Annotated in this window: 12 protein-coding genes; 6 read left to right on the forward strand and 6 right to left on the reverse strand. The window is 65.4% G+C overall.

What is annotated here, in order from left to right; translation table 11 throughout:
• Positions 1-104: 104 nt before the first annotated feature.
• The gene (locus B8446_RS14820; protein WP_048850975.1) at positions 105-725 is read left to right on the forward strand and encodes a CPBP family intramembrane glutamic endopeptidase; all 621 of its coding nucleotides are present in this window, start codon (positions 105-107) and stop codon (positions 723-725) included.
• Positions 726-877: 152 nt separating this feature from the next.
• On the opposite strand, the gene B8446_RS14825 is transcribed toward B8446_RS14820, so the two are convergent.
• From B8446_RS14825 to B8446_RS14840, 3 genes are all read right to left on the reverse strand, one after another.
• Entirely contained in the window at positions 878-2,755 is a 1,878-nt protein-coding gene (locus B8446_RS14825; RefSeq protein ID WP_048850976.1) for a CocE/NonD family hydrolase, read from the reverse strand.
• A 441-nt stretch (positions 2,756-3,196) separates the two neighbouring features.
• Positions 3,197-4,123, reverse strand: a complete 927-nt coding sequence (locus B8446_RS14835) for a 2-hydroxyacid dehydrogenase (RefSeq protein ID WP_048851015.1) — start codon at positions 4,121-4,123, stop codon at positions 3,197-3,199.
• A gap of 85 nt (positions 4,124-4,208) precedes the next feature.
• The gene (locus tag B8446_RS14840; protein ID WP_199484132.1) at positions 4,209-5,546 is read right to left on the reverse strand and encodes an LLM class flavin-dependent oxidoreductase; all 1,338 of its coding nucleotides are present in this window, start codon (positions 5,544-5,546) and stop codon (positions 4,209-4,211) included.
• A 387-nt stretch (positions 5,547-5,933) separates the two neighbouring features.
• Here B8446_RS14840 and B8446_RS14845 point away from each other — a divergent pair, with 387 nt between their 5' ends.
• Genes B8446_RS14845 through B8446_RS14860 form a run of 4 tightly spaced genes read left to right on the forward strand, consistent with a single transcriptional unit; the run spans position 5,934 to position 11,017 of the window.
• Positions 5,934-7,022 carry an ABC transporter ATP-binding protein gene (locus tag B8446_RS14845; protein WP_048850980.1) on the forward strand — a complete coding sequence of 363 codons (1,089 nt, stop codon included), beginning with the start codon at positions 5,934-5,936 and terminating at the stop codon, positions 7,020-7,022.
• A 19-nt stretch (positions 7,023-7,041) separates the two neighbouring features.
• Entirely contained in the window at positions 7,042-8,097 is a 1,056-nt protein-coding gene (locus B8446_RS14850) for an ABC transporter substrate-binding protein (RefSeq protein WP_048850982.1), read from the forward strand.
• A 60-nt stretch (positions 8,098-8,157) separates the two neighbouring features.
• Positions 8,158-9,930 (forward strand): ABC transporter permease subunit, encoded by a 1,773-nt coding sequence (locus B8446_RS14855; protein ID WP_241767817.1) that lies wholly within the window; start codon positions 8,158-8,160, stop codon positions 9,928-9,930.
• A gap of 49 nt (positions 9,931-9,979) precedes the next feature.
• Positions 9,980-11,017 (forward strand): Ldh family oxidoreductase, encoded by a 1,038-nt coding sequence (locus tag B8446_RS14860; protein ID WP_048850987.1) that lies wholly within the window; start codon positions 9,980-9,982, stop codon positions 11,015-11,017.
• Positions 11,018-11,057: 40 nt separating this feature from the next.
• On the opposite strand, the gene B8446_RS14865 is transcribed toward B8446_RS14860, so the two are convergent.
• The 3 genes from B8446_RS14865 to B8446_RS14875 form a co-directional block, all read right to left on the reverse strand.
• Positions 11,058-11,735, reverse strand: a complete 678-nt coding sequence (locus B8446_RS14865) for a DUF1028 domain-containing protein (protein ID WP_048850989.1) — start codon at positions 11,733-11,735, stop codon at positions 11,058-11,060.
• A 118-nt stretch (positions 11,736-11,853) separates the two neighbouring features.
• Positions 11,854-13,014 (reverse strand): acetylornithine deacetylase, encoded by a 1,161-nt coding sequence (gene argE / locus B8446_RS14870; protein ID WP_048851023.1) that lies wholly within the window; start codon positions 13,012-13,014, stop codon positions 11,854-11,856.
• 124 nt (positions 13,015-13,138) lie between these two features.
• Complete coding sequence (locus tag B8446_RS14875; protein ID WP_241767813.1) at positions 13,139-15,343, reverse strand: TonB-dependent receptor; 2,205 nt, start codon at positions 15,341-15,343, stop codon at positions 13,139-13,141.
• 654 nt (positions 15,344-15,997) lie between these two features.
• Between B8446_RS14875 and B8446_RS14880 the strand changes: the two genes are divergently transcribed.
• Positions 15,998-17,218 carry a flavin-containing monooxygenase gene (locus B8446_RS14880; protein ID WP_048851024.1) on the forward strand — a complete coding sequence of 407 codons (1,221 nt, stop codon included), beginning with the start codon at positions 15,998-16,000 and terminating at the stop codon, positions 17,216-17,218.
• Positions 17,219-17,229 lie beyond the last annotated feature (11 nt).

Here is a 17,229-nt window from a genome sequence, read left to right on the forward strand (position 1 = left end):
TCCTGTCACGCCACAGAATCAGCGTTCAGTGGAGCCGCTCTAGGCGCTGACGTCGCATATGCGGGCGAAAGCAGCCATCACGCTCTGTGCTAAAATTCAGCCCCATGCTTAAGACCCTGTACGTCACCGCCGAATTCCTCATCCTCTACCTCGGCGGCCCCCTCCTGATCCTCGAACTCCGCCGCCCCGGCATCCTGTTCGGGCTCATCTGGGTGGCGGCTATCATCGCCTACCTCGCCATCCGCCGCGAGAAACCGCAGCCCCATGACGTCCGCCACGAACGCCGTGCAATCTTCCTCCGCTTCGCGATCCTCGCGCCGATCATCGTGGCGCTGACGGCATGGCTCTGGCCCGAGACGTTCCTCAGCCTGCCACGTCAGCGGCCGCGCTTCTGGCTGCTGATCATGGTGCTCTACCCGGTGCTGTCGGTCTGGCCGCAGGAGGTGCTCTACCGCGCGTTCCTGTTCACCCGATATCGCCCGCTGTTCCGCAGCGACAAAGGCCTCGTCGCCGCAAGCGCGATCACCTTCGGCTTCGCCCACGTGATCTTCCTGAACTGGATCGCAATCGCCATGACCGCCATCGGCGGCCTGCTCTTCGCCCGCGACTACGCGCGCCACCGATCCCTGCGCCTGACCTGCCTCGAACACAGCCTCTACGGCTGCCTGATCTTCACCGCAGGCCTCGGCCGCTTCTTCTACACAGGCGCCGCCTGGCACCACTGAGAACGCCGGACGTTCGGGCCGGAGCGCTTCACCCGAAACCACTCACGCGGGCACAGCCCCGTCGCCGGGCCAGGCCGCCGGTCGCCCGTCACGACGACACGACACCTGCACGCCCTTGAACCGCGCCAAACCCGCCGCGCCAACCCGCTGCGTCAGCGCTGCGGGGGATGCGCGATCCCTGCATCCGGCACGGGCAGCACCGGCAGGATCAGGGCGGAAGGATGCGCGCGATCGTGCCAGATCGTCTGGGTCGCCTTCACCATCGTGGCCGACTGGCCGAACGGCGCGCCCGTGTTGGGATTGGGCGCGAACTGCGGATAGTCGCTGGAGGAAATCTCCAGCCGGATCCGGTGCCCGGCCAGGAACAGGTTGCTCGTCGGCCAGACCCTGATCCGGTAGCGATAGACCTGCCCCGGCTTCACCGGCTCGGGCGTCTCCAGCGAGTTGCGGAAGCGCGCGACCTGAATGCCGTTGTTCAGGTTGATCGCGGTCCCGTCCGGCGCCACGTCCACCAGCTTGGCCGTGAAATCGGTATCGACGGCGGACGTCGCGGCATAAAGCTCGACCATGACCGGCCCCGTGACATCGACCGCCCGGTCGAGCGGCGCGCTCGTATAGACGAGGATATCGGGCCGCTGCTCGATCGAGGACTGGTCGAACTGCCCCTGCGGCCCCATGTCCCAGCCGCAGCAGGAATGACCGCCGACACTCGGCACCGGATTGGCGGGGTCGTACGTGAAACTGTCGGTCGCGGCCGCGCCATGCGTCGCCCCGCCCTCGGGCGACAGCACGCCATCCCCCATGACGGAGGCCGCACTCGCCGCGCTGGAGAGAGACCACCGCTGCCACTGCGTGCCCGGAACCGGCCAGGCCCCGGCGCTGTGCCAGCGGTTCTCGCCCATGGTGAAGTAATCGACACGCGGCCCGGTCTCGACGCCGTTGTCCCGGCCTTTCAGGAAATGGTCGAACCACATCAGGCTCAGCTCATTGACCGGGCTGTTGGCCACCGGCCCGATCGCCAGCAGCCGCGGACTCATCTCGGAATCGGGCCGCCCCCAGCCGATATGATCCCACGGACCGATGACGATGCGCTGGTTCCGGCGGGCATCCGGCGTGCCGCCCGCGCGCTGCATGCCGACGAAGTTCTCCAGCGCCCCGCTCAGGAACGCATCGTACCAGCCGTCGAACGCCAGCACCGGCACCCGGACCTTGTCGTAGCGCGACCTGATGTCGAACGCCCGCCAGTACGCATCCGACGTCGAATGCCGGACCGCATCGTAGAAATAGGGCGCGACATCCCGCCCCCTGTCCCGGAACAGCGGGAAATCGGCATAGGGCAGGAAGCGCATCCAGGCCGCCGGATTCCTGCCGGCCGCCGCAAGCCGGTCGGCCAGCGCCGTCTCGCCGCGATTGCGGGCGGACGATGCGCCGATGTCGGACAGCATCCACGGCTCGATGAAGCCGAGCCGGAAGGCACCGTCCTCATAAGTCCAGCCATCGCCATAATCGGACCCGGTGTTCGACGGCACGATGGCGGCCAGCGACGGCGGCGTCGCGGTCGCGGCCAGCCACTGCGTCGCCCCGACATAGGACGAGCCATACATGCCGACGCGACCGTTCGACCCCGGCAGGTGCGCCGCCCATTCGACCGTGTCGTAGCCGTCGTTCCGGTCGTTGCGGTATTCGTAGAACGTGCCTTCCGAACGGCCCTGCCCCCGGATGTCCTGGATCACCACGATATAGCAGTGCGCGGCATACCACGCGGGCGACTGGAACCGGTCCGGCTGGGTCTGCGCCGATGCCTTGCCATACTGGGTCCGCATCAGGATGACCGGCACCGGCCCGTTCGTCTGCGGCTGATACACATCCGCCCGCAGGATCACGCCGTCGCGCATCCGGGCCGGCACGTCGGCATGCTTCTCGACCCGGCACATCCCTCCGGCCTCACCCCCCGGCGCAGGCGCCGCATGGGCCGCGATGCCGAGGAACGGAAGAACGCAGCAACCAAGAGCAAGAACGCCACGACGCATACGCAATGATCCCTCTATGACACGAACGCGGATCACCCCATGGCGCGCCGCCGGCCCCGTCTGATATCGGCCCCGTTTCAGCCGATCCCCGCACGCCGTATCGCCAGCCGCCCGAAGATCCGCAGCCCTGCCGTCCACGTCCCGCGACGAGCGCCCCACGCGCACGGCAGCCGTTCAACCGCCGCGAAACACCATCGTCCGGTACTGCCTGACATCGACACCATCGCCCGACAGGATTCCGGCCTGCCCACGCCGTGCCTCGGCCGCCCGGGCACCAGCGACGCAGCAATCCGCACGGCCCGCATCAAAAACAGCCCGCGGTGACAGGCAGCCCAAAGCGGAACCGGGCCGCCTTACCAGCGCCCGGCATCATCCCCGCACCCGGTCGCCCCCGGAACGAGCAACGTGCTCGACCCACGCCGCCCGATCGGGAACCCCGCCTCAATACGCCCGGCTGCGATCGACCAGACCGACGGGCGTCTCGCCCGCCTGATGCCGGCGGATGTTCGCGACGACACTCGCGACACCGCTCGCCACGTTGGTGTTGCTCGCGATATGCGGCGTGATCACGACCTTGGGGTGATCCCATAGCGGCGAGTCCTGTGGCAGCGGCTCCGGATCGGTCACGTCCAGCACCGCCCAGCGCAGCCTGCCTGCATCCAGCGCCGCAATCAGGTCCGCGGTGACGACCTGCGGTCCACGTCCGGCATTGATGAAGCTCGCACCATCCGGCAACCGCGAGAACAGCCGGGCATCGAAAATCCCGCGCGTCTCGTCGGTCAGCGGCAGGAGCGACACCAGAATATCCGTGGATTTCAGGAAATCGTCGAGCGCATCGGGCCCGAGAAACATCGACACCCCCTCGATGTCACGCGGGCTCCGCGCCCAGCCGTTCACCCTGAAGCCGAGAGCCGCAAGCGCGCGGGCGCAGGGAACGCCAAGCGTGCCCATCCCCATGATCCCGACACGGGTCTCCGCCGCCAGACGTTCCGGATGGCCCTGCCAGACCCGCCTGTCCTGCTGGGCGCGATAGAGCGGCAGGTCCCGGTGCGTCGCCAGCACCTGGGCCGCCACGTATTCGACCATGCCGGCGGTCAGCGCGGGCTCGATCATCTTCACCAGCCCGACGGACGGCGGCAGCACGGAGAGGTTGAACTGGTCGACGCCCGCGCCGAACGAGAAGACCAGCTTCAGATTGGGAAACCGGTCGAAAATCCCGGCTTCGGGCGACCACAGCGCCATGTATTCGACGGCATCCGCATCGCCGACATCAGGCCAGACCCGGACCGGCATGTCAGGCATGAGCTTCGCGAATTCGTCGGGCCACTGGTTCTCGCGGCTCTGGTCAACCTTCAGCACGAAAGACATGCGCATCCATTTTCTGCTTGTGAACAGGAGCGGCCCCGGGCCGCCCCGCGAACAGGCCCGGCCGCGCGCGACGACCGGAGGCCTGTCAGCCTTCGGTATAACGATTGCGCGGGAACGCAAGGCCGAGGTTCTCGCGCAGCGTCGTGCCCTCGTATTCCTTGCGGAACAGACCGCGCCGCTGCAGCTCCGGCACCACCTTCTCGGTCACGTCCGTCAGGCTCTCCGGCAGGACCGGCAGCGCCATCATGAAGCCGTCGCTGCCTTCCTGCTCGACCCATTCCTGCATCTGGTCGGCGATATCCACCTCGTTGCCGAAGAAGATGACCTTGCTGCGGTTATATTTCCGGCAGATCTGCCGCAGGGTAAGGCCCTCGCGGATCAGCCCCACGATCTCATTGAAATAGACCTGATGGAAATTCGAGTGTGACGGAATCCGATGCTCGGGCACCGGCTCGTCGAGCGGCAGGTCGGACAGATCCGTCTCGAGATCCGTCTTCATGTACATCAGCCCGACCTCGACCGGAACCGTCTCCTGCCAGCGCGCCCACTTCTCCTCGGCGATCGCCCGCGTCTCGCCATAGACGATGGACACGCCCGACAGGACCTTGAGCTGGTCCGTCGTGCGACCATACTGCGCCATCCGCCCCTTCAGGTCGCGATAGAACGCCTGCGCCTCGGCAAGCGTCGCACCGGTGCCGAACACGACCTCGGCCGTCCGCGCCGCGAATTCCTTGCCCGCAGGCGATGCGCCCGCCTGGAAGATCACGGGCTGCCCCTGCCGCGAGCGGCGCATGTTCAGGCCGCCCTGCACACGGAAGAACTGCCCCTCATGGTCCAGCTTGTGGAACCTGGCCGGCTCGAACATGCGGGCATTGGCCTTGTCGAAGATGAACGCGTCGTCTTCCCACGTGTCCCACAGCGCCTGCACGACCTCGAGGGATTCCGCTGCCTTCTCGTAACGCTTGTCATGCGGCGGCAGGCTGTCGAGGCCGAAATTGCGCGCGGCATAATCGTTCGCCGAGGTGACCACGTTCCACGCGGCCCGGCCGCCGCTGATATGATCGAGCGACCCGAACAGCCGGGCGATGTTGTAGGGCTCGTAGAAGCTCGTCGAAGCCGTGGCACCCAGGCCGATATGCTTGGTCGAACCCGCCAGCGCCGAGAGGAGCGTGATCGGCTCCATCATGTTCATGTAAAGCGGCGAACGCGTCCAGAAATCCAGATTTTCCGTGCGTGCGGCAGGCGTGTCGGCGAGGAAGAAGAAATCGAGCTTGCCGGCTTCCGCCTGCTGGATGATCCGGCGGAAATATCCGACATCGGTCGCGGCATCATCCTGCGCGGACGGCAGCAGCCACGCGGCCGAGTGGTAGCCGTTGGCCTCGAAGAGACCACCCAGGACCATGTGTTTCGACGTCCGCGCCATGCTGTATTTCCTTCCGTCCGACACCACGGAACCGATATCGCGAGAACCTCCGCGCTGCGGCGTTCACCCCGATTGTCGGCACCGTTTCACATACAGAAAGAATGAAGGACCGCACGGCCAAGGGTAAACTCGTATTTTTCTACCCATTGCATCAAGGCGCGCCAATGCGGCGAGAGAAGATTTTTTCATATCAATGGCGCGGAAAAAACTTATTTCGATCTTGTGACGGCGCCGGGCACTCTGGCCTCGGATACGCAACCCGGTCCGGGCCGGTGCAAGCCTGCACGATCCGGTCAGAAAATATTCCGATAGCGGTTTGACGGCACGCCGCGGGAGCCATCAGTATGGCGACCTGCCGTCCTGTCGTCGGTGATTGCTGTAGGTAAGATGAACGAACGCAACATCAATCCGGATCCGGACCGTCCGGCAAGCAAGCTCCGCACGGAACAGCTCCACAAGAGCTACGGCGCAACGATCGCCCTGGACCGCGTCGACATCGATGTCCTGGCCGGTGAATTCGTGACCCTGCTCGGCCCCTCCGGCTCCGGAAAAAGCACGCTGCTGCAGCTCATCTGCGGCCTCGCACCGCCCAGCGGCGGCCGGCTGTTCATCGACGGCCGGGACCAGACATGGAGCCCGACCGCCGACCGCGACATCGGCGTCGTCTTCCAGAGTTACGCCCTGTTTCCTCATCTTTCCGTCGAGGAAAACGTGGCCTTCCCGCTGCGCATCCGGCGCGTCGATCGCGCGCAGATCGCATCGCGCGTCGCATCCGCGCTGGAAATGGTGGGGCTTGCCGGATTCAACGCGCGCATGCCCAACGCGCTCTCCGGCGGACAGCAGCAGCGCGTCGCCCTGGCGCGATGCCTGGTCTACAAACCCTCGCTCATCCTCATGGACGAATCGTTTTCCGCCCTCGATCGCAACCTGCGCATGACCATGCAGGACGAGGTGCGGCGCATCCATCGCGAAACCGGCGCGACATTCGTCTTCGTCACCCACGACCAGGACGAGGCCATGGCCATGTCCGACCGCATCTGCCTGATGAATGCGGGACGCATCGAACAGTTCGCGACACCGCGCACGCTCTACAACGAACCCGCCACGGTCTTCGCCGCCAATTTTATCGGAAATTCGACGATCCTGAATGGAACGGTGCGAAACGACGGTATGCTGGAAACGCCGGCCGGTCCCGTGCCACTGCCCCGCAACTGCGCGACACCTGCCGGCGGCACCGGCGCCATCGTGCTGCGGCCGGAGCATATCCGTATCGGCGGCGCGGACGATACGGGCCTGAAGGGCCGCGTACTCGACGTCAGTTTCAACGGTTGCGAACAGCGCGTCGTGTTCGAACTGCGCAACGGCCAGCCCGCCGTCATCAAGGCGCCGACGAACATCGAAATCCATCGCGATCAACCCGCAACGCTGTGCTGGACGCCGGGCGACGGCCATTTTATCGCAGGGCCCACCTCCTGATGTCAGAAAACCCGCAGACATGTCGATGAAGCGCCCGACACGCCGCAGCATCCTGGCATGGGGTGCGAGCAGCCCGCTGCTCGCCACCGATCTCGCGCGCGCCCAGACGACGGACCGGCAACTGACGATCGCCGACGTCGGTGCCGAACCTTCGGCCGCCATGCGCCGCGCCTTCTACGATCCGTTCGAACGCGAAACCGGCATCCGCATCAATGCCGTCCCGCACGAGGCCGATCCGGTCACGCAGTTCAAGCTCATGGTGGAGACGCGCTCCTACCTGTGGGACGTCTGCATGCTCAACAGCGCGCATGTGGCGCAGCTCGAAGCCGAAGGCGACTATCTCGGCCGGCTCGATATTCCCGCAGCCGACACGGCCGATTTCCTGCCGAACATGGTCTCGCCCGTCTGGATGGGATTTTCGGTCTACGCCGTCATGATGGCCTGGCAGACAAGCCATTTTCCGAACGGCGGCCCGAAGGACTGGCGCGATTACTGGGACGTGCGCCGCTTCCCCGGACGCCGCAGCCTGTGCCGCAGCCCCACGTTCTCGCTCGAACTGGCGCTCCTCGCCGATGGCGTGGCGCCTGCCGACCTGTATCCGCTCGATGTCGACCGCGCGTTCGCATCCCTGCGCCGCATCAAGGACCACATCGCGATCTGGTGGGCCAACGGCGCACAGAACACGTTCCTGCTCGAAAGCGACGAGGTCGACCTGAGCGACAGCTGGTCCGCACGCGCGCAGGCCGCCCGCACCGCGGGTGCACCGATCTCGCTCCTGTGGAACGGTCTTTACGATGTGGACGGCTGGGGAATTCCGATCGGTTCTCCGCAGGCATCCCTCGCCCGCACCTTCATCCGGTTCTGCGCGCGCGCCGACCGGCAGGCCGAATACGCCCGCCATATCGCGAACGGACCGACCAACCGCCGCTCGTTCGACTTCCTGACGCCTGAACGCGCGCTGGAACTGCCGACCGCGCCGGAAAACTTCAAGGGCCTGACCGGCTTCGACGCCGCATGGTGGGGCACAAATCTCGCCGCCACCTCGGAACGGTTCGAAGAATTCCTGCTGGAATGACATGACCGCAGCACAACGACGATCAGGCTGGACGAACTCAGGACAGGTGCAGACGTGAACATGATGGAAGCCCGTCCCGCGCGACGGACAGAACGGCAGTTGTTCGGCATGCCGCTTTCGCGGAGCCTGCCGATCGCACCCGGCCTGTTCTTCCTCGCCGTGTTCCTCGTCGTGCCCCTGGCGCTGATGATCTTCCGGAGCCTGACCGATCCCGCGACCGGCTCCATGAGCCTGTCGGGCATCGAGACCCTGTTCCGCATCGCCGGATACCGACGCGTGCTGGGCAATACCCTGTCGGTCGGCATCGCCTGCGCCATCCTCTCCGTGGCCCTGGGCTATCCCGTCGCGAACTGGCTCGCCTCCCTGGACGAAAGACACCGCCGGCGCGCGCTCTTTCTGGTCATGGCGCCGTTCTGGACCAGCGTTCTGGTCCGCAGCTTCGCCTGGCTCGTGCTGCTGGGGCGCCACGGCCCGGTCGCGACCTTCCTGAACTTCTTCGGCCTGCCAGGCGGCGATGCCCTGCTGTTCAACCGCATCACGGTTGTCGCCACCATGGTGCATGTCCTGCTGCCGATGGCCATCATCTCCATGCTGCCGACGCATCTGGCCATCAACCGGCAGCTCCTGAGTGCGGCGCGCACGCTGGGCGGCGGCAATGCGGACATCTTCTGGCGAATCTACATGCCGCTGTCGCTCCGCGGCTGCGCGGCCTCGGGCCTGCTGATCTTCCTCATGGCGCTCGGCTTCTTCATCACGCCGATGCTGCTGGGCGGCCTGCACGACGTGCTGCTGGGCGAACTGATCATCCTGCAGATCGACCATTTGCAGAACTGGCATTTCGGCGGCGCGCTGGCACTCGTGATCGTCATCATCGGCGGTCTGGCCATCCTGCTGGCCAACGGCCTGTTCGACCTCTCGGGCGCGCGCGCCACACTCCCGCCGCGCCCGTCGTCGATCGCCTTCTGCGACCGGACAGCGCAGCTCTTCACACGCCTGGGACGCGCGGTCCCGGCACTCGTGCCAGGCCCCGCGACCATCGCCCGGGCGTCGTCGATCTATTCCTGGTTCGTCATCGTCTCGCTGACGGTGCCGCTGCTCGCGATCATCCCGATGGCCTTCACGCGCGACGTGTTCCTCACCTTCCCGCCCCGGCTCGGGACGTTTCACTGGTTCGCGCTCTACTTCCACGACCCGCAATGGGTCGCGGCCACGCTCGCGTCCTTCCGCATCGGCGCGGGAGCCGCGATCCTGTCGGTCCTGCTGGCCGGATCGGCCGCCTATGCCGTCGCCCGGGCGGACGGCCGGATCGTCGGCATGGTCATCCTGCTCTTCATGATCCCGCTCGCCGTCCCCCCGATCGTGATCGCGCTCGCCCTCTTCGGACTGTTCGCGAAGATGTCCCTGCTGGCGACCGACCTTGCGATCATCCTCGGCCACACGGTCATCTGCATCCCCGTGGTGTTCACGATCCTGCTCGCGGGCTTCCGCTCCTACGACTGGCGCCTGAACCAGGCCGCCGCCACGCTGGGCGCGCGCACCGGCGCCATCGTCGGACGGGTCGCCTTCCCCCTCCTGCGCTCCGTCGTCATTTCCGCGCTGATCGCAGGCTTCCTCACGTCCTTCGACGAACTGACCGTCGCCCTCTTCCTCGGCGGCGGCCTGAAGACGACGCTGCCCAAGCAGATGTGGGACGCGATCCTGCTGGAGGCCAGCCCGCTTCTGGCCGCGGTCTCGGTCACCATGATGATCGTGGTCGTCGTCCTGTTCCTGGTCATGGAGGCCACGCAGAAGAACAGGATCAGCCCCGAACGCGAACTCACCCTGCCCCACTGACCCCTGCCCGCCGCTCCGTGGACGACAGGACACTGAAAACGGAAAGACCATGAGCGCAGAATCCGTCGTACGCGTGCCCGAGGACATCCTCGCGGAAAAGGTCCGCCGGCACCTTCTCTCCGCCGGCGCACAACCCCACGATGCCGACGAGACCACGCGCGCCCTGATGCACGCCTCCCGCCATGGCGTGGACAGCCACGGCGTCCGCCTCGCTCCGTATTATGTCGGCAAGATCAGGGCCGGCCGGATCAGGACGGCGCCGCACCGCGTCCTCACATCCACCGGCCCCTGCACCGCCGTGCTCGACGCCGATCACGGCCTCGCACATGCCGCCTCATACATGGCCATGCAGAAGGCCATGGACTGCGCGCGCGTTTCGGGAATCGGCGCGGTCGGCGTCCGCAACTCCAACCATTTCGGAGCCGCCGGCGCCTATGCGATCGAGGCGGCGCCGCGCGGACTGCTCGGTCTCGCCACCTGCAACGCCGAAGCCCTCGTCAGCCTGTTCGGCGGCAAGCACGCATTCCACGGCACCAACCCGTTCGCCTTCGCAGCGCCCGTCCCCGGCCGCAAGCCCTGGCTGATGGACATGGCCACCTCGTCCGTGCCGTTCAACCGGGTCATGCTCTACCGCGCGCTCGGCATCCCGCTGCCCTACGGCGTCGCGGTGGACGCAGCCGGCGAGACGACCTGCGACGCACAGAAAGCCACCTGCCTGCATCCTCTGGGCGGCCCGGAATTCGGGTTCAAGGGCGCAGCCCTCGCCGGTCTCGCAACATTGCTGAGCGCCGTGCTGACCGGCGCCGCCTTCGATCCGGAGATCGTTCCGGACAGCGATCCACGCAGTAAGGAGATACCCGGCAACATCGGGCACTTCTTCCTGGCGATCAATCCGCAGCATTTCGTGGGACAGGCCGGGTACGAAACGGCCATTGCGCGTTACGTGTCAGCCGTCGAAACCGCAACCCCGGTCGACCCCGCCCGCCCCACGCTCGTGCCCGGCGACCGGGAATGGGCAGAAGCGGAACGGCGCCGCGCAACCGGCATCCCGGTCGACCCCGACACCGCCCGCGCGCTCCTGATCTGAGAACGCGGGCAGACCGCCCTGTCGTCCCCAGGCGCCTATGTCACTCGTCGCCCGGCACGCCGTACGACGGCGCCGTCAGGGGATTGAGACACCGCACCACATAATCGTGCATCTGCGGCTGCCAGACCGACCAGAGCTCTGACAGGCGCTCCAGGGGCTGCTCGTCCCAGTCCACGCGAAGATCCACCAGCGGCCACGCCTCGCGATCCACGACCAGAAGCCCGGCCGAGCGAACCGCCCCCGCTTCGCCGCCCGCTTCCTGACCAGCCGCCATCGCCATCAGAAGACGCGCGCCAAGGTCGAGCGTAACGTCCGACGCGAGGAACGCATCCACCATCCGCTCCGGCACGGACGGGTTCGCCAGAAGATTGCCCGCCGCCGCGACATTTTCGCGGGCGACGGTTGCATTCACCCCCAGCGCCTTCTCGCCCGACCAGACCGACGTCCGGCCCTGCGCATCGAGAATCACGAGCTGACGGAACGCCGCGTGTTCGCTCGTCCGCACGAGGATGTCGCGCGCTTCCTCCGCAGTGGCTCCTGCCGCCAGCAGGTCCAGCCCGGCCGGCCCGAGACGCGGGTCGGTCACGTTCTGGGACGCCACGACACCCGTGCGCGCGCGGGCGAACGCACACCGGCTGGCCACCGCCGGAGACGACGACGAAACCGACATCCCGAGCTGTCCGCTGCGCGGGCATCGCGCGATGATGGAAAAGGTCATGCCTGGATCACCTCCACTGATAGACGGGCATCTGCCCCATCGCGGCGCATCCGCAATGGTCCGGAAAACGCTCTGGCCGCGCGGGCAAATACACAAAAGAAGCCGTTACCCCGATGCGCTACCGGGACAGCAGGTCGAGCACGTCGTCAAGCAGGCGCTCGCCCTGCGCGAGCTCCTCGACGGTAATGAATTCATCGGCCTTGTGTGCCCGGTCGATCGAGCCCGGACCGCAGATGACGCAAGGGATGCCGAGCTTCTCCGCATACAGGCCCGCCTCCGTCCCGAAACCGACGACGCTCGCCTCGTTCTGGCGCATCCGGTTCAGCGTGAACTGCGAGACCGGATTGCGCACGTCGCTGTTCAGGCCCGGATAGGCATTCAGGACCTCGATCTCGATGGCCGAACCCGGATAATCCCGCATCAGACCCTCGGCCGCCCGATGCAGGACCGCCAGATAGTCGGCCCCGTCCCGGTCCGGCAGCAGCCGGATCTCCGCCAGGATCGCACACCGGTCGGGAATGATGTTGAGCGCGGTCCCGCCCTCGATCAGGCCGACCTGCACCGTCGAATGCGGCACCTCGAACCGGGAATCATGGGTCTCGGTGCGGATGATGTCGGCCTGCAGATGATCGAGCGCGCACACCATCCGCGCGGCGACCGCAATCGCATTCACCCCGTTCGACGGGTTGGCCGAATGACCGGCAATTCCGCGGCACGTCACCCGGAACGCGATCTTGCCCTTGTGCGCAAGCGCCGTCCGCATCTCCGTGGGCTCGCCCACGATGATGCCCGCAGCCTCGGGCCCGGCTGCCCCGATCGCCGACAGAAGCGACCGCACGCCCACGCACCCGATCTCCTCGTCATAGGACACGGCCAGATGCAGCGGACGTTCGAGCGCGCGGGACTGCGCCTTTTCGGCGGTTCGCAACATGCAGGCCAGAAAGCCCTTCATGTCGCTCGTGCCGCGCCCGTACAGCCGGTTGCCGGCACGGCTCAGCACGAACGGATCGGTATGCCAGGCCTGCCCCTCGACCGGCACGACATCGGAATGCGCGGACAGGATGAGGCCGCCCGCGCGCTCCGGGCCGATCGACGCGAACACGCTCTTCGCCCCGGCCCGCTCCCCCGGAACGACCGTGACGCGACAGCCCGCCGATTGCAGGAAGGACGCCACCCAGTCGATCAGGTCCTCGTTCGTGCCCTCGCAGATGGTGCGGAACCCGATGAGCGTGCGCAGGATGTCCACCACCCGCGGCAAGTCGTCGCCTGTCTGCTCCATGTGATCCACACCCATCATCCCTGCCGGCGGCAGTCCCCGGCCGCCCTGTCGATCAAACGCATCATGCGGGCACGAGGGCCCGCATGACAGTCATACCAGTCCGAACGCGATGCCGAAGCGGCGATCAGAAATCCATCTTCACCGAGCCGAAATAGGCGCGGGGCTCACCCGGAAGCATCGACTGGCGATCCCCCGAGAGCGGATATCCGCTCTCGCCGATCGTCGCGATATAGGGGTGGTTCAGAAGGTTGTAGACGTTGAAATCGAAGATCACGTCATGCGCGCGCCAGACATTCTTGAAGCGATACCGCGCGCCAAGGCTCACGAGCCAGTAACCCGGCACCGAGGTGTCGTTCGTGTAGCTGAAATAGCGCTTGCCGACATAGTTCGCATCGAGATGCGCCGAGGCATTGCGATACGCATAGGAAAGCTGACCGGTATACATCCAGGACGGATAGCCAACCGTGTGCTTGCCCTTCGTATCGTAGACCACATCGCCCGACGTCAGGTTGTTCTCGTAAATCGAGTGGGCGTAGCTCATGCTGTTCGAGATCGACAAGTTCTTGATCGGCATGATCACGGCCTGCGCATCGGCGCCGTTCAGGCCGACATTGCCGACGTTCGTGACCGTGGAATGCGGATCGACAAGGCTGCCGGTCGTGATCGACTGCATGCGGTTGTAATAATCCACGCGATACAGATCCGCATTGGCGGCAAAGTACTTCGACGTGAACCGATAGCCCAGCGTGTAGACCCAGGACCGCTCGGGCTTCAGCGTCTTGCGCAGCGCCAGGAACGACGCCTGGTCATGCGCCTGCCAGGCACTCGGCAGGCTTCCGCTCTGATAGCCGCCATAGTTGTAGCCGCGCAGGTTCTCGGCCATGTCGAAATACAGCTCGTGCTGGCGCGCGAAATGCCAGTCGAGCGCAATATGCGGCAGGAAGGCGCCCGCCGTGGTCAGGCCGCCCGACGGCAACTGGTCGACACCGCTCTCGGCCGGATTGTTGTAGGTCGCACCGCCGCCGGTCGTCTGCAGGAACGAGCGGAAACCCCCGTTCAGCGACAGCGACGGCAGGATGAACCACGTGTCCTGCAGATGGAACTGGAACGTGTTCGTGTGATAGGCGCTCTGCCAAGGATGAGAGAAGGCAGGTCCGTAGGTGGTGTACGGACCGACCGCCTTCAGCGGTGCGCCCTGACCGAGCAGCGGCTCCTCATAGAGGAAATAGCCGTTGGTATATGAGTTGTTCTCGTACCAGACGCCCGTGTTGATGCTGTTGTGATTGATGTCGTAGGTCAGGTCGCTCGTCAGGCCGAACCGGCGCAGTTGCGGCTGGTAGAGCTGTTCCGACAGCGGGCTGCCGTTCGGCGACGGGTCATAAGGATCCGTATAGGACGAGTTCATGGAATCCGAGTGCCCATAGGCGATCGTCTTCCACTTCAGATTGTCGGCCAGCGTGAAATCGGCCGTCAGAGCCCCAAGGAAATTCTGCTCCGTCGTGCCGCCGTCATAATACGCGCCATCCAGCGGATCCGAGAGCTTCCCGATCCCGCCGGAATAGACGCCCTGCGCCGCGAGATAGGCGCGCTTGTAATCCGGATAATAGATGTCGACCCGCTGCCCGAGCGTCTTCAGGGCATCGAAGGAAAGATCCTCGTATCCCCACATTTCCATGTCCGACCAGTCGAAGAACGCGGAAATGCTGCTCTGCTCCGCCACGGGCTGGACGAGCTTGAAATTGACCTGCTGCTGGAACTGCGTGCCTTCGCCCTTCCACTTCCCGGAATCCGTCCGCATGTAGGACGTATAGAAGCGCGTGCCGGTCTTGTTGAGATCGCCGCTGTCGAACCGCACGAACGTTCTGAAGCCGTTATAGCTTCCGAACATCTGGGAGATCGTGCCGCCCATCTTGTGCTTCGGGTCGAGCGAATTGAACGTGATCGCGCCGCCGAGATTGGTGGTCGACGGCACGTCGACCGCGCCACCACCCTTCGACACGCTCATCGCGCCGATATTGTCCTGCGTGATGGCCGAGTTGATGTCGAGGCCGTTATATTTCTGATAGCCCTGATCGCCCAGCGGAATGCCGTCCAGCGTCACGCCCAGCTGCGACTTGGAGAAACCGCGCACGAACAGCCCGACGCTCCACGTGTCGATGCCCAGGGCATCGTCCGACGTGAAGTTCACGCCCGGCGTCTGCGCCAGTACCTTGTACGGGCTGGTCCCCGCAACGGCCTCGTCCATCTGCTGGCGGGTGACGACCGCGGTCGCGCCATGCGTGAAGTGACGCGTGGACGTCACCGACAGCTCTTCCGAACGACTTGCCACGACCGGACCCTTCCGATGCCCGGCGGAAGCCTTCGCCTTATGGGTCACAGGTGCCTTGGCCGACGACGACGCCCCGGACGGCGCCGCCACAGCCTGCGCCGCAAAACAGAGCACGGAGGCTCCCGCAAGAAACATAGCCCGAGTCATCATCACCGCACTCCAATTTCTGGGCCTGACACGCAAATGGACATGACGCATTTTGCGCCGAGCGAAATGGATATCCGCGCACGAAAAAAGCACAGATCCGCACATCCGAATTCTCAGACGCAGATCAATGCGCTCGTTCGCCGGGCGCCTGATCCATTCCCGACTTTCGAAAAGCTATACGTCTTCGCGACAACGATCGTCTCCTGATGAGGGCAGGCGCTCGGCCCCGCGGTCAGATGCGCATCGAACATCGCAGCTTCGAAAATTATAGGAACTCATACCGACATCACAACGGTATATTTTTTAAAGTCCTTGATTGGAATATCCGAGGCTAGCGCGCACGTCGCCCGGCTCCGTGGTACATGTCGCCCGACCCCCAGCGTCAGAAATATCTAAGCAGAGCTAAACCAGATATTGGTTTCAAACTCGGAATTTTATCCGGTAATTGACGGCGTTCATGTCATCATGTTGCGTAAGCTCGAGCTCCTCGCGAAAAGAGTGCTTTTCATGTCAAACGAAGTAATCGACACCCTTGTCATCGGCGGCGGCCAGGCGGGTATCGCCATGAGCGAACATCTCGGCAAGCAAGGTCTGTCCCACCTCGTCGTCGAACGCGGCCGCATTGCGGAACGATGGCGCTCCGAACGATGGGATTCCCTGGTCGCCAACGGCCCCGCCTGGCACGACCGCTTCCCCAACATGACATTCGATGGCGTCGATCCGGACGGATTTGCCCCGCGCAACAATATCGTCGGCTATTTCGAGGCCTACTCGAAGCAGATCGACGCACCCGTCCGCTGCGAAACCGAAGTGACCGCCCTGCGCCGGACCGATGACGGGTTCGTGGCCGAACTGCCGACGGGCACGATCACCTGCCGGAACGTGGTCGTCGCGACCGGTCCTTTTCAGAAGCCCTCCTACCCTGCCGTCGTGCCGGGCGAGGCCGGCCTGCATCAGATCCACTCCAACGCCTACAAGAACCCGGGCCAGCTTCCGGACGGCACCGTGATCGTGATCGGCGCCGGCTCGTCGGGCGCGCAGATCGCCGACGAACTGCTCCGGTCGGGCCGCAAGGTCTATCTGGCCATCGGCCCGCACGACCGTCCGCCGCGTCGCTATCGCGGGCGCGACTTCGTGTGGTGGCTCGGCGTGCTGGGCATGTGGGACGCCAAGGCCGTCACGTCGGAAGGCGATCACGTCACGATCTCCGTCAGCGGTGCGCGCGGCGGCCATACCGTCGATTTCCGTGAACTCGCGTCCCGGGGCATGAACCTCGTCGGCAAGGCCTCGCACTACGAAGACGGCACGCTGCATTTCTCCAATGATCTCGCAGCCAACATCGCACGCGGCGACGCCAACTACCTGTCGATGCTCGACCTGGCCGATGCCTACGCCGCACGCGAAGGCCTCGACCTGCCGGAAGAACCGCAGGCCCGAATCATCGCCGACGACCCGGAATGCGTCCGCAACCCGATCCTGAGCCTCGACCTGAAAAAGGAAAAGGTCGCGGCGATCGTCTGGGCCACCGGCTACACGTTCGACTTCTCCTGGCTCGAGCCCGACATGCTCGATGCCGCCGGTGCCCCGGTGCACGACAATGGCGTGGGTCGCATCCCGGGCCTCTATTTCCTCGGCCTGCCGGGGCTGACGCGCCGCGCATCGCCATTCATCTGGGGCGTCTGGCACGACGCCGCCTCCATCGCCAGCCACATCGCGACACGGGAATAAAGGGTCGCATC

Source organism: Tanticharoenia sakaeratensis NBRC 103193 (assembly GCF_000963885.1).
Taxonomy (GTDB): domain Bacteria; phylum Pseudomonadota; class Alphaproteobacteria; order Acetobacterales; family Acetobacteraceae; genus Tanticharoenia; species Tanticharoenia sakaeratensis.